The organism is Mesorhizobium sp. P2_C4 (assembly GCF_056404575.1).
Map to the genome: position 1 here is coordinate 756,235 of NZ_JBFUDT010000003.1, position 13,645 is coordinate 769,879.

Below are 13,645 nucleotides of genomic sequence, written 5' to 3' on the forward strand. Positions count from 1 at the left end.
TTGGCGTTTTGACTTCGTTTCGTTCACGGTTCACTAACCAAACCGCCCCGTCGATATGGCTTCAGTTCCGTGTCCTCTTTGCCGGCTGACGGCCGATTCCAATGCCGCCTTGTTGTAACCCAGAGGCGGCAAACGAAAGCAGAATCAAGGCGATGAGGCGCGATCCGGTGAAAGCGGGGCTGCGCCGCTGGCGCAGCGGTATCATTTCCAGAGCCCTAACACATTCATTAAACTTTAAACGGTTGCGGAACACAACTGGAACAGATAGTGTTTGTTCTGGGTTTGTTTTTCCGATTCTGGTTCGAAATCCCTGGGGGCCCGCCATGCTGACGCGCAAGCAACATGAACTTCTGATGTTCATCCATGAGCGGCTGAAGGAGAGCGGCATTCCGCCCTCATTCGACGAGATGAAGGAAGCGCTCGACCTCGCATCCAAATCCGGCATCCACCGGCTGATCACGGCGCTGGAAGAACGCGGCTTCATTCGTCGGCTACCCAATCGCGCTCGCGCCCTGGAAGTGCTGCGCTTGCCGGACTCGATCGCGCCCGGTCTCAATGCGGCCCGTAAATTTTCGCCGAGCGTTATCCAGGGCAGTCTTGGCCAGGGCGGCGGCCTCGGGCGGCAAATCAAGCCAGGACCGTCCCGTATGCCCTCGGCCGGCAATGACGACGACGTGGTCGCCGCCGTGTCGATCCCGGTGATGGGACGCATCGCCGCCGGTGTGCCGATCGACGCCATCCAGCACCAGACGCATTCGATCTCGGTGCCGCCGGACATGATCATGGGCGGCGAGCACTACGCGCTGGAGGTCAAGGGCGATTCGATGATTGAGGCTGGCATTTTCGACGGCGACACGGTCATCATCCGCAATGCCAATACCGCCAGCCCGGGCGAGATCATCGTGGCGCTGGTCGATGACGAGGAAGCGACACTGAAGCGGTTCCGCCGCAAGGGCGCCTCGATCGCCCTCGAAGCCGCCAACCCGGCCTATGAAACACGCATTTTCGGTCCGGACCGGGTCAAGGTGCAAGGCAAGCTGGTCGGGCTGATACGGCGCTACTGAGCCGGCTCGGCGGCTGATCTGTCGGGCTTCTTGTAGGGCGACATGCCCCTCGCCTCGCGCGAGAACTTTCGTTGGACATGCCAGAGGCGGTATGGCTTGTCGACGGCAAAGTCGATCTCCGGCGGCCTGGTTGCCGATTGCGGGTCGAAGAAGATTGCGGCGCTGCCCAGACGGGCAAGCTGCCGCTTGTTGACGACAAGGACCAGCGGATTGCGGCAAGGGTCGTAGGCGGTCGCGTCGTCGATGATGATCAGGGTCGCAAAGGAACAGGCTTTCCACGCCTCCTTGCGGTCTTCGACATAGGCGACGATGGCGCCGGACGGATGCCGTGCAAGGCACAGCCCGGCCTTGCAATAGAAGGGCGACCCCGGCGGCAGCTCAGCCGGGTCGGCGATGTCGAATTGCTCGCCGCTGTCGTCGAATGTCTCGGGCTCGACGATGGTTTCGGATTTTAGGGCGCGCTTCCAATTGTCGGTCGTGAATTCGTTCGAACGCGCCCGGTTGAGGGCCAGCTCACCGCCGCCGATCGGCAGCGCGACCAGACGGGCGTCTTCCGAGATCAGCACATCGGGCGTGCGTGTGTCGGAAATCGTCAACAGTCCGGCGATCGCGAAAGGAAGTGCAGCCAGCCTGAGCCATGTCGTTGCCATGGTGGCGATGATCAGCGCGATGGTTGTCAACAACACCGACTTGAGCGAAATCAACCCGACCGCATCGACCGGCGAGCGCTCCGAGATCCATGCCGACAAGGCAATCATCGCTGTCAGCCCCTTGCCCATGACATAGAGGAACGGCCCGTCGGCGCCGAACGGCATCGCCAACGCACTAAGAACCGCGAAAGGCATGACAACCAGCGAGACGATCGGCATGATGGCCAGATTGGCAAACAGGCTGAGCGGCGACACACGCTGGAAATGCCAGATGGCGAACAGCGCTGTGGCGCTGCCGGCGATAATCGAGGTCATGGCCAGACCGCCCGTCGCCAACAGGAATTTCCGGCTGAGGAAGGCAAGCGGTGAGCGGCGCGGCGGTGGCGACGTCGCCTTACCCGCGCGGTAGTCGGACCAGCCTGCATAGGCGCCGACCAGGGCCGCGGTGGCGGCAAACGACATCTGGAAACTCGGGCCGACCACTTCGTGCGGCGACACCAGGATGACGGCGATGGCCGAGATCGCCAGATTGCGCATGGTGAGTGCCGCCCTGTCGAACAGCACGGCGATCAGCATCACCGCCAGCATGATGAAGCTGCGCTCGGCCGCGACCACGATGCCGGAAAAGACGAGGTAGGCCGCGATCGAAAACAGTGCCGCCGCCGCGGCATATTTCTTCACCGGCCGGCGCGAGGAAAAATCCGGGAACAGGGCAAAGGCGCCGCGCAGCAGCGCCATGATGGTGCCCGCGACCAGCGCCATGTGCAGACCGGAAATGGAGATGATGTGGTAAATGCCGGTGCGCCGCATCGCCTCGTTGATCTCTTCCGGGATGCCGGCGCGCACGCCGACAATCAATGCCGCGGCAATCTCGCCTTCGGCGCCGCCGATTTGGCCGCGAATGTGGTCTGCAATGCTCTCGCGCGCGTTTTCGATGGAGGAAGACAGGCGCGCGCTCAGCGGCGGTGGGCCTCCGGAGGCTACGATTTTCGGATTGCCGAGAAAGAAGCCGCTGGCGCCGATGCCGGTGAAATAACTGTCAAAGGAGAAATCATAGCTTTCGGGCCGCACAGGACCGGTTGGCGGCAACAGCCGGACATAGCCGGTCGCTATCGTGCCGGCGGTCATCCCGGCGGGAATTTCCCGTGCCGAAAGCCTGACGCGCTCGGGCGCATAGCGCAGCTTTGGCCGGGCGGTGGAGATCACGTCGATGGTCAGCCTGACGCGGCCATTCGACATCTCATCGAGGCCAATGACACGTCCGGTCAGTTGCGTCTGGATTTCCGAACCGAGCATCTGCGTTCCCGCGCGCCAGGTTTCGACCTTGGCGGCAAGCACGCCGAGCGCGCACAGCATCACCACGATGAAACACAGATGCGTCCTCGGCCACGACCGTGAGACAACGGCACACAATGCCATCAGCACCACGACGGCAATGGGCTGCGCAAACCCCGGCTCATTGGCCAACGAGAAGTAGAAGGTCACGCCTGCGGCCAGGAAAACCGGCACCAGCAGGAAGGCAACGCCGCGGTCGAGTTCCGTGCCGGCGGCCGAAGCGACGCTGCGGCGGATTGCCGGCCATGACGAACGGCGGACGAGTTTGCGCAGACGGGTGACCGATCCGGGCGTAGCGACCGGTATCGGCGTGGCTTGATCCGGCGGCACGGGCAGGATGCTGGGTCGCAGCTCAGGCAGCGAGACGGGCAGCGGCTCGGCATAGGGACCATCGGCAAACAGCGATCGTTCGCTGACGCTTGCGGTCGCGTCCTCGCTGTCGTCCGCGCCCCGGCCACGTCCTGCCATCGGGTCTGCCCCTTGCGCCCTAGACCTCCTATGCTACATGAACGCGCAACGCGCGAAAGTCCGCGAAACCACACCCGCTTCCCACGTTCCCCGAGAGTTCCATGTCCGACAAGGTCGTCACCCGTTTTGCCCCCTCGCCCACCGGCTACCTGCACATCGGTGGCGCGCGCACGGCGCTGTTCAATTGGCTCTACGCCAAGCACACCGGCGGCACGATGGTGCTGCGCATCGAGGACACCGATCGCGAGCGCTTCAACGAGGCGGCTACCCAGGCCATTCTGGATGGGCTGACCTGGCTCGGGCTTTCCTGGGACGGCGAGGCCATATCGCAGTTCGAGCGCGCGCCGCGCCACCGCGAGGTGGCCGAGGAGCTGGTGCGCATGGGCAAGGCCTATTACAGCTACGAGACGCCGGCCGAGCTGGAGGCGATGCGCGAGGCAGCTAGAGCCAAGGGCCTGCCGCCGCGCTACAACGGCCAGTGGCGCGATCGCGACCCCTCCGCGGCGCCTGTGGGCGTCAAGGGCGCCATCCGCATCAAGGCGCCGACCGAGGGCGAGACCGTGGTGCACGACCGCGTGCAGGGCGAGGTGCGCTTTCCCAACAAGGATCTCGACGACTTCATCATCCTGCGCTCGGACGGCAACCCGACCTATATGCATGCCGTCGTCGTCGACGATCACGACATGGGCGTCACCCACATCATCCGTGGCGACGATCACCTGACCAACGCCGCCCGCCAGACGGTGATCTACAACGCCATGGGCTGGGACGTGCCGTCGATGTCGCACATCCCGCTGATCCATGGTGCCGATGGCGCCAAACTGTCGAAGCGACACGGCGCGCTCGGCGTCGAGGCCTATCGCGCCATGGGCTACCTGCCCGAGGCATTGCTCAATTACCTGGCGCGGCTCGGCTGGAGCCATGGCGACGACGAGATCATGTCGATCAAGGATATGGTTGCCTGGTTCGACATTGGCGACGTCAACAAGGGTGCGGCCCGTTTCGACTTCGCCAAGCTCGAGTCGATCAACGGCGCGCATATGCGCAAGATGGACGACAAGGCGCTCTTCGACATCTTCATCGCCACTCTGCCCTATCTCGAAGGCGGGCCGGCGCTGGCTGCGCGTCTCGACGACAAGCGCAAGACGCAGTTGCTTGCCGCCCTGCCCGGCCTGAAGGAGCGTGCCAAGACGCTGGTTGAGCTGCTCGACGGCGCCGCTTTCCTGTTCGTCGAGCGGCCGTTGCCGGTCGACGAGAAGGCATCGCTGGTGCTCAATGCCGAAGCGCGCGCGGTCCTGCGCGGCGCTCACGCAGCGCTGCAGGCGGTTTCAGGCGACTGGACGGCCGCCCATGCGGAAGCCGCTATCCGCGACTACGCGCTGGCCGGTGGCCACAAGCTCGGCGCCGTGGCCCAGCCGCTGCGGGCAGCCCTGACCGGCAAGAGCACGTCGCCCGGCGTTTTCGACGTGCTTGCCGTGCTTGGCCGCGAGGAAAGCCTGGCGCGCATCGCCGATCAAATCGATTAGGAGAGATCTGGCCCAAGAAGATTGGCATTGAAAGGTACGTTTCGCAGTGCAACATTAGGTCTTGGCCCAATCTGGCACGGAAATCCCCCTGCGGGCGCCAGCGCGCAGTCCGATGCCTTCGACGTGTTGCGTTGCAGATATTTGCCTTTGCCGGCATGACGAAACAAAAGGAGCTTGCAATGACCGAAGCTGCGACAAAACTGGAATTTGGCGGCAAACCGCACACGTCGACGGCAACGCTGGAACTCGGCGGCAAAACGCACGAATTCAAGGTGCGAAGCGGCTCCGTCGGGCCAGATGTGATCGACATCGGCTCGCTGTACAGCACCACCGGCGCCTTCACCTATGACCCCGGCTTCACCTCGACGGCAAGCTGCGAGTCGGAAATCACCTTCATCGACGGCGACGCCGGCATCCTGCTGCATCGCGGCTACCCGATCGACCAGCTGGCCGAACATGGCGACTTCCTCGAGGTCTGCTATCTCCTGCTCTACGGCGAACTGCCGACCAAGGCGCAGAAGGACGACTTCGACTACCGGGTGACGCGCCACACCATGGTGCATGAGCAGATGTCGCGCTTTTTCACCGGCTTCCGCCGCGACGCGCACCCGATGGCGGTGATGTGCGGCGTGGTCGGTGCGCTGTCGGCCTTCTATCACGACTCCACCGACATCTCGGACCCGTACCAGCGCATGGTCGCCTCGATGCGGCTGATCGCCAAGATGCCGACGATTGCGGCGATGGCCTACAAATACCATATCGGCCAGCCCTTCATTTACCCGAAGAACGAGCTGAACTTCGCCGCCAACTTCCTGCATATGTGCTTTGCGGTGCCGTGCGAGGAATACAAGATCAACCCGGTGCTGGCGCGCGCGATGGAGCGTATCTTCATCCTGCACGCCGATCACGAGCAGAACGCCTCGACCTCGACCGTGCGCCTCGCCGGCTCGTCGGGCGCCAATCCGTTCGCTTGCATTGCCGCCGGCATCGCTTGCCTGTGGGGTCCCGCGCATGGCGGCGCCAATGAGGCGGCGCTGAACATGCTGGGCGAAATCGGCCATGTCGACCACATCCCGGAATTCATCGCCCGTGCCAAGGACAAGAACGACCCGTTCCGGCTGATGGGCTTTGGCCACCGCGTTTACAAGAACTATGATCCGCGCGCCAAGATCATGCAGAAGACCGCGCATGAGGTGCTGGGCGAACTTGGCATCAAGGACGATCCGCTGCTCGATATCGCCATGGAGCTGGAAAAGATCGCGCTGACCGATTCCTATTTCATCGAGAAGAAGCTCTATCCGAACGTCGACTTCTACTCGGGCATCACCTTGAAGGCGCTGGGCTTCCCCACCACCATGTTCACAGTGCTGTTCGCGGTCGCCCGCACCGTCGGCTGGATCGCGCAGTGGAAGGAAATGATCGAGGATCCGCACCAGAAGATCGGCCGTCCGCGCCAGCTCTATACGGGTGCGCCGGAACGCGACTACGTGCCGATCGCCAAGCGCTGAGCAGCGCTGGACCCGAACCATCAAAAGGCGCCCGCAAGGGCGCTTTTTATTTGTGGTGGCCGGGTTTGATGTGGCGGAGCACGACGTCGGCGGCGATGTCGCCAGACGGCTTGTCGGTCGTCATGCGCCGTGCGATTTCGGCGAATCCGTCCTTTTGCCAGGCCCGCATGCCAGTCTCGCCGAAAAGGGCTTCCAGCTGGTGGGCCAAATTGTCGGGCCTGACATACTGGTCGTAGAACTCTGAAATCAGCGCGCGGTCCGCGATCAAATTGGGCAACAGCGCCGACCAGACGGCAATCACATGCTGCGCGATCAGACGCGCGATGGGGTCGAGCTTGTAGCAGGACACCATCGGAACGCCGGACAGTGCCAGCTCCAGCGACACCGTTCCCGAAGCGATCAGCGCCGCATCGGCCTTGCCGAAAGCCTGCCATTTGCGTTCGGGGTCGAGGATGATCTCCGGCGTCTCGTCCCAGCGCGCCACCGAGGCCCTGACCAGGTCGGCGACATGCGGCACCGTTGGCAACAGCAGGCGCAAGCGATGCCCCCGCGCGCGCAGTGCCGACACTGTCTTGCCAAATGGTTCGATCAGCCGGCGCACTTCGCCACGGCGCGAACCGGGCAGCACGAGCAGCGTCTTCACCCGGTCATTGGACAGGTCGCGCGGCAGGCCTTGCGCCCTGGCAGCACCTGCCAGGCCCGCATCATGGGTGAGGCGATGCCCGACATAGGTGCCGGGCGGGCCGCCAAGGCGGGAGAGCGCCTTCACCTCGAATGGCAGGATGCATAGGATGTGGTCGACATAGGGCTTCATCGCCACCGCCCTGCCCGGCCGCCACGCCCAGACGCTCGGGCAGACATAGTGGACGATCGGGATCGCCGGATTGGCGGCGCGCACCTTCTTGGCCACACGCAGCGAGAAATCCGGGCTGTCGATGGTGATGAGACAGTCGGGTTTTTGAGCCGCGATGGCATTTGCCGTCTGGCCGATCCGCCGGATCAGCCGTGGCAGATCACGCAGGATGGCGCTGAACCCCATCAGCGCGATTTCACTGCCGTCGAAGAGGGAGTTAAGCCCTAGAGCCTGCAAATGGCGGCCGCCAATGCCGACCAGTTGGACTTCGCGGCCGGTCGCGCGCCTGAGCCCCTGTACGATGTCGGCGCCGAGCAAATCGCCGGATTCTTCTCCGGCGACGATGGCGATCTTCAGCGGTTTCTCAATGGCCATGCGCCAGCTCCGCCGCAGGCAAACCGACAATGAACAGGCCCAGCGCATTGGCGCTGGCAATGGTGGCGGGGCCTTCCAGAACCAGCGAGCGCCCGGCCTCGACGGCGATGCCGGCAAGCCCGGCGGCATGCGCTGCGGCGACGGTCTGCAGGCCGATGGATGGCAAGTCGGCACGCAGTTCCTGACCGGGCTTGGCGCATTTGACTAGGACACCGCGGGTCTTGCCGGCGAGCCTGCCATGACCGCGCAATTGCGCCGTTCGCTCAAGCAGCCCGTTGGTTCCCTCGATGCCTTCCAGGGCAATCACCCGGCCACCGATCGCGACGGCGGCCTGGCCGATGTCCAGGGCGCCGATGGCTTTTGCCGCCGCGCGGGCAGCCTCGATGTCGCGCCAGTCGGATTTTCGCGGCTCTGCCTTGGTCAGCGAGCCCTCGGCCGCGGCCAATTCGGGGACGACCTCGTGAGCGCCGACAAGCTTGATGCCTCGCGCTTGCAGACCTCGCGCCACAACCTTCAACAGGCCGTCGTCACCGCGGGCCAGTGCCCTGATTACCACGGGAATCACGGCGATCAGGCTGAGACTTGGTCGCAGACTGGTCAGCCTTGGCCGACGCCTGATCTCTCCTGCGAGCACCAGATGGGTAATTCGGCGTCGCTTCAGCAACGGCACAAGGGAGCCGATGTCTTCCAGCGCAAGGGTTTCCTGCTCGTACTTCGCGAGGTCCGGTATACGGTCGACTTCGCCTTCCATCAGGATGATGACAGGCGGATATCCCCGCTCCGCCAGGCCGACGGCCACTTCGACCGGCAGGCTACCGCCGCCGGCAATAATGCCGACCCTGGAGCCTGGCGCGAGATCTAGCTTCGTTCCGCTGACCTCAGTCTTCGTCATCGGTATCGCCGTCGCCACCCTTGAGCGACGGGACGGCGTAGTGCCGCTTGCCGCGACTGGCGATGAAATCGATGATTTTCATGGCGGTCGGCGACGCGGCGAACTCGGCCTTGGCGAATTCGATGTTCTCGCCGACGGTACGGGAGCGATCGAAGATCGTCCGGTAAGCCTTGCGCAGCACATGGATTTCCGAGCGCGCCAGGCCGGCGCGCTTCAGGCCAATGATGTTGAGGCCGCGCAGGCTGGCGCGATTGCCAACGGCGATGGCGTAGGGAATGACGTCGCCGACGATTGCCGAGCAACCGCCGAGAAAGGCGTTGTCGCCGATGCGGACAAACTGGTGCACGGCGGTAAGGCCACCGATATAGACATTGTCGCCCACCTCGCAATGGCCGCCCAGCGTCGCACCATTGGCGAAGGTGGCGTTGTTGCCGACGACGCAATCATGGGCAATGTGGGCATAGGCAAGGAAATTGCCGTTGTTTCCGACCGCCGTCTCGCCACGGCTGGAGTCGGTGCCGAGATGCATGGTGACGCCTTCGCGGATCGTGCAGTTCTCGCCGACAATCAGGGTGGTGCGGCCGCCCTTGTGCTTGGTGTTCTGCGGCGGTCCGCCCAGCACCGCCATCGGATAGACCTTGGTCGAGGCGCCGATGGTGGTCGCGCCCATCACCGAGACGTGGCTGACCAGTTCAACGCGATCACCGATCACGGCGTCGGCACTGATGTGACAGAAAGGCCCGATGCGGGCGCCTTCGCCGATTTGAGCGCCTTCCTCGATGACCGACGAGGGATGGATGGATGTCTGGATTTTCATGAGCATTCGATCGTCAGCCGCTGGTGACCATCATCGCCGAAATCTCGGCTTCAGCGGCCTTGGCGCCGTCGACGAGAGCTTCGCAGGCGAATTTGAGCAGATTGCCACGTTTCTTGATTTTCTTGACATAGATTTTCAACTGGTCGCCGGGGACGACCGGCTTGCGGAATTTGGCATTGTCGATGGTCAGGAAATAGACCAGGGATGGTTTTTCGGCGGCGAGGCTGCGGATGCAGATGGCGCCGGCAGTTTGCGCCATTGCCTCGACGATCAGCACACCCGGCATCACCGGTTGGTCCGGGAAATGACCTTGGAAATGCGGCTCGTTTATGGTGACGTTCTTGATGCCGACGGCGGAGTCATCGCCATCGATGTCGATTATGCGATCGATCATCAGAAAGGGATAGCGATGCGGCAGCAGCTTCATCAGCCCCAATATGTCGACCGCCTCCAGCGTAGTCGCCGCCGTCATCTCAGCCATTCCCCCCGTCGCCCTGCTTGCGCGTCCTAGCCAGCTTGCGCAGCATGGCAATCTCGCGCATGGCTTCCGCCATCGGCTGGGCCGGATAGCCCCCCCAGATCTCGCCGGCAGGCACGTTGCTCATAAATCCACTTCTCGCAGCAAGCTTGGCCCCTGCCCCTATGGTCAAATGATCCGCAAGACCGACACCGCCACCCATAGTGACGTTGTCGCCTACAGTTACGGAACCGGAAATACCCGAAAGCCCGGCTATAATGCAATTGCGGCCGATGCGAACGTTATGGGCGATCTGCACCAGATTGTCGATCTTGGTGCCCTGGCCGATGATGGTGTCGGACATGGCGCCGCGATCGACCGTTGTGTTCGAGCCGATCTCAACATCGTCCTGGATGATGACACGGCCGATCTGCGGGACACGCTCCGGCCCCTTGGCGCCACCCACGAAACCAAAGCCATCCTGTCCGACGCGGGCGCCGCCATGGATGATGACGCGGTTGCCGATCAGCGCATACTGGATGCTGGTGCCCGGGCCGATATAGCCGTCGCGGCCGATCTGGCAGGAAGGACCGATCACCGCATGGGGAGCAACGACGGTTCCGCTGCCGATGGAAGCGCGAGGTCCGATGACGGCACCGGCCTCGATGATCGCACCGGCCTCGACATGTGCCGTCGGGTCGACATGGGCATGCGCCGAGACACCGGTTTCGCTGGTCATCGGCCCCGGCGTGGCAGCCGCCGGGAAAAGCAGGCGTCCGACCATTGCGAAAGCCTGTTGCGGACGCGGATGGACCAGAACCGCAACGCCCGCCGGCGCCTTGACGGCAAATTCGGCGGGACAGAGAACCGCCGCAGCCTTCAGGGACTGCATCAGCGCAAAGTTGCGCTTGCCGTCGACGAAGACGAGCGCATCCTCGCCGCCCTCGTTAGCCGGTGCCAAGGCCGAGATCGATATTTGAGATTGGCCGGAATCGACCAGCATAGCGCCGGTCAGATTCGCGACTTCGCCAGCCGTATATCGGCGTGAGGGCGCGAAGAACACCGGATCGGTCATTCCAAAAGCAATATCCAGCTAGGTCGGATCACTCTCTTCCGGGCCCCAACGGCCCGGAAGCATCGTTACCCGCGAATCAGAAGCGGGTCGATATGCCGAAGTTGAATTCCTGCACGTCGTCGGTCGCTTGCTTCTTGACCGGGATCGCGTAGTCGATGCGGATCGGGCCAAAGGGCGACGCCCACATCAGACCGACACCGACCGAAGCGCGCAGCTTCATGCCGGTTGACGCTGGGTCGACACCGGTAACCTTGTTGTCATAGAGCGTCGCCGCATCAGCAAAGACTGCGCCGCGCAGGCCGAAGCTTTCCGGGATCACAGGCAGCGGAAACTGGGCTTCGGCCGAGGCATTGAAATAGGTGGTGCCGCCGAGATGGTCGCCGCTGGTACCCAGGGCCACCGGGCCGATACCGCCATAGGCAAAGCCGCGGATCATGCGGTCGCTGCTCTGGAAATGATCGAAGACGCGCAAATTGCCATCGCCGTAGCCATAGACATAGCCGGCACCGCCTGAGACAAGCCCCACCAGATCCAGTTGCTCCGAAAGGGTCTGGTAGACACTGGTGCGACCGGTGACCTTGACGAATTTCGCGTCACCACCAAGGCCGGCCACTTCCGTGGTGACATTGGCATAGATGCCTTCATGCGGATTCTTCATGTCGTCGATGGTGTTGTAGAGCAGACCCAGACTGACCGACGACTTGATCCATGGGCTTTGAGCCACGCCATCCAGGATCGCGGTGGAGATAGTGCATTTGCTGGGATCGTAAACCCCACCTGCATCCAAGCAATTGTCTGCGATCGAGTATTTTTCTTGCGCGATGTTATACGCCAGCTGGGTCGAGATGCTGTCGGTGATCGGCAGGCCGAAGCGAACCGTCGCTCCCAACGTCTCGCTATCATAGTGGTCGTAGTTCCGGGTCTGCTGGAAGATGTCGAAGCCGGCGGCAATGCGCCGTCCGAGGAAATAGGGCTCGGTGAAGGAGAGGCTGTAGTCACGCGAATTCTTGCCGCCACCAGCCGAGAGCTTGATGAACTGGCCGCGGCCGAGGAAGTTGCGCTCGGTGATCGATCCTTCGACCGATGGGCCTGCCGTGTCGCCACCGGTCGAATAGCCGGCACCGATCGAGAACTCACCCGTCGACTTCTCGACCACGTCGACCACCAGCACAACCTGGTCAGGTTCGGAGCCGGGCACCGTCGAGATGTCGACTTTGTCAAAGTAATTGAGGTTTTCCAGCCGCTTCTTCGCGCGCTGGATGAGAACCTGGTTGAAGGCGTCGCCTTCGCTGACGTCGAATTCGCGACGGATGACATAGTCACGCGTGCGATCGTTGCCGCGGATCTCGATGCGCTCGATATAGGCCTTGGTGCCCTGGTCGACCGTGTAGACGACCGAAATGGTGTGGTTCTCGAAGTTGCGATCGCCACGCGGCGTCACCTGGGCAAAGGCATAACCGGAACCCGCGACCTTCTCGGTCAGCGCAATGATCGAGTCCTCGACATCCTTGGCGTTGTAGACGTCGCCCTTATGGGTCTGAACCACCGACTCCAGCGACTTCGAGTCGACTTCGGGGATCGTGCTCTCGACGCTGACGTCACCGAAATTGTAGCGGTCGCCTTCCTGCACGGTGATGGTCACCGTGTACTTGTTTGTCGTGTCATCGAGTTCGCCGACGGCGGAAACAACCTGGAAGTCGGCATAGCCGTGATTGTAGTAGAAGCGACGCAGCAATTCCTGGTCGGCGCGCAGCTTGTCCTCGTCATAGACGTCGTCACGCAGCACGAACGACAGGAAAGTCGAGCGCTTGGTGGCGATGACATCGGACAGACGGCGGCTCGAATAGGCGCTGTTGCCGACGAAATTGATCGAAGCGATCTGGGTGCGGCCGCCTTCATTGATGTTGAAGACCACGTTCACGCGGTTGTCGCCGAGGTCCATGATCTGCGTGGTGACAGCGGCGTCGTCGCGGCCGATTCGCTTGTAGGCAGCCTTGACTGCCTCGACGTCGGCATCGAGCGCTGCTTGCGAGAAGGTGCCGCGCGGCTTCAGTTGGACCGCGACCGCCAGGGCGTTGTCCTTGAGCTTCTTGTTGCCCTGGAACAGTACCTGGTTGACGACCTGGTATTCGGAAACCTTGATGACCAGCGTGGAACCGACCTGATTGATCTGGACGTCCGAGAACAGTCCGGTGCCGAACAGAGCCTTGACCGCTTCATCGATATCGGCGCTGGAAAAGGCCTTGCCGGGCTTGATGGTGACGTAGTTGCGGATGGTGTCGGCGTCGACACGCTGGTTGCCGCTGACTTCCACTCTGCTGACAACAGCAGCCTCAGCCGCGGATGTGGCAACGAACTGCACTGCGAGCGCGCCTGGCAAAACCAGAGCGGCGGACAAGGCCACCGCGGACGCGGCGCTCAGAAACTTGGATGCTGCCTTCATCGGGCTTTTGTACCTTTTCTCGAAGTCCCCACGGCGAGAAAACCGGACGTGCGGTAATTTCTCCTACCGTATTAACCGGATTTTCCCTACACGCAAGGCTTCTGGTTAATTTGTAATTACTTAACCCTGGTGCGTGGCTTTCGCGTCACTCATACCCCCCTGCATGGTAAACGGCGTCTCAA

General features: G+C 62.6%; 10 protein-coding genes. 3 read left to right on the forward strand and 7 right to left on the reverse strand.

Going from position 1 to position 13,645, the window contains the following annotated elements; translation table 11 throughout:
* Positions 1-323 precede the first annotated feature (323 nt).
* Positions 324-1,064, forward strand: a complete 741-nt coding sequence (lexA, locus tag AC1DX6_RS16275; protein WP_477314984.1) for a transcriptional repressor LexA — start codon at positions 324-326, stop codon at positions 1,062-1,064.
* On the opposite strand, the gene AC1DX6_RS16280 is transcribed toward lexA, so the two are convergent.
* Positions 1,058-3,517, reverse strand: coding sequence for a ComEC/Rec2 family competence protein (locus AC1DX6_RS16280; RefSeq protein WP_477314986.1), 2,460 nt, complete (start codon positions 3,515-3,517; stop codon positions 1,058-1,060). The genes lexA and AC1DX6_RS16280 overlap by 7 nt on opposite strands.
* Positions 3,518-3,618: 101 nt before the next feature.
* On the opposite strand from AC1DX6_RS16280, the gene gltX reads away from it, so the two are divergent.
* Together gltX and gltA are read left to right on the forward strand one after the other, a co-directional pair.
* Positions 3,619-5,043 carry a glutamate--tRNA ligase gene (gene gltX, locus AC1DX6_RS16285; RefSeq protein WP_477314988.1) on the forward strand — a complete coding sequence of 475 codons (1,425 nt, stop codon included), beginning with the start codon at positions 3,619-3,621 and terminating at the stop codon, positions 5,041-5,043.
* A gap of 179 nt (positions 5,044-5,222) precedes the next feature.
* Complete coding sequence (gltA, locus tag AC1DX6_RS16290) at positions 5,223-6,551, forward strand: citrate synthase (RefSeq protein ID WP_477247095.1); 1,329 nt, start codon at positions 5,223-5,225, stop codon at positions 6,549-6,551.
* A gap of 46 nt (positions 6,552-6,597) precedes the next feature.
* Here gltA and lpxB read toward each other — a convergent pair whose 3' ends face one another.
* The 6 genes from lpxB to bamA all read right to left on the reverse strand — a co-directional run bounded on the left by lpxB (position 6,598) and on the right by bamA (position 13,463).
* Entirely contained in the window at positions 6,598-7,779 is a 1,182-nt protein-coding gene (lpxB, locus tag AC1DX6_RS16295; protein ID WP_477314990.1) for a lipid-A-disaccharide synthase, read from the reverse strand.
* Complete coding sequence (locus AC1DX6_RS16300) at positions 7,769-8,671, reverse strand: LpxI family protein (RefSeq protein ID WP_477314992.1); 903 nt, start codon at positions 8,669-8,671, stop codon at positions 7,769-7,771. The genes lpxB and AC1DX6_RS16300 overlap by 11 nt, the downstream gene beginning before the upstream one ends.
* The gene (gene lpxA / locus AC1DX6_RS16305) at positions 8,658-9,488 is read right to left on the reverse strand and encodes an acyl-ACP--UDP-N-acetylglucosamine O-acyltransferase (protein ID WP_477314994.1); all 831 of its coding nucleotides are present in this window, start codon (positions 9,486-9,488) and stop codon (positions 8,658-8,660) included. Before lpxA ends, AC1DX6_RS16300 begins: the two co-directional genes overlap by 14 nt.
* A gap of 13 nt (positions 9,489-9,501) precedes the next feature.
* Positions 9,502-9,969, reverse strand: a complete 468-nt coding sequence (gene fabZ / locus AC1DX6_RS16310) for a 3-hydroxyacyl-ACP dehydratase FabZ (protein WP_477314996.1) — start codon at positions 9,967-9,969, stop codon at positions 9,502-9,504.
* Entirely contained in the window at positions 9,962-11,020 is a 1,059-nt protein-coding gene (gene lpxD, locus AC1DX6_RS16315; RefSeq protein WP_477314998.1) for a UDP-3-O-(3-hydroxymyristoyl)glucosamine N-acyltransferase, read from the reverse strand. Before lpxD ends, fabZ begins: the two co-directional genes overlap by 8 nt.
* Positions 11,021-11,096: 76 nt before the next feature.
* Positions 11,097-13,463, reverse strand: coding sequence for an outer membrane protein assembly factor BamA (gene bamA, locus AC1DX6_RS16320; protein WP_477315000.1), 2,367 nt, complete (start codon positions 13,461-13,463; stop codon positions 11,097-11,099).
* Positions 13,464-13,645: the final 182 nt, after the last annotated feature.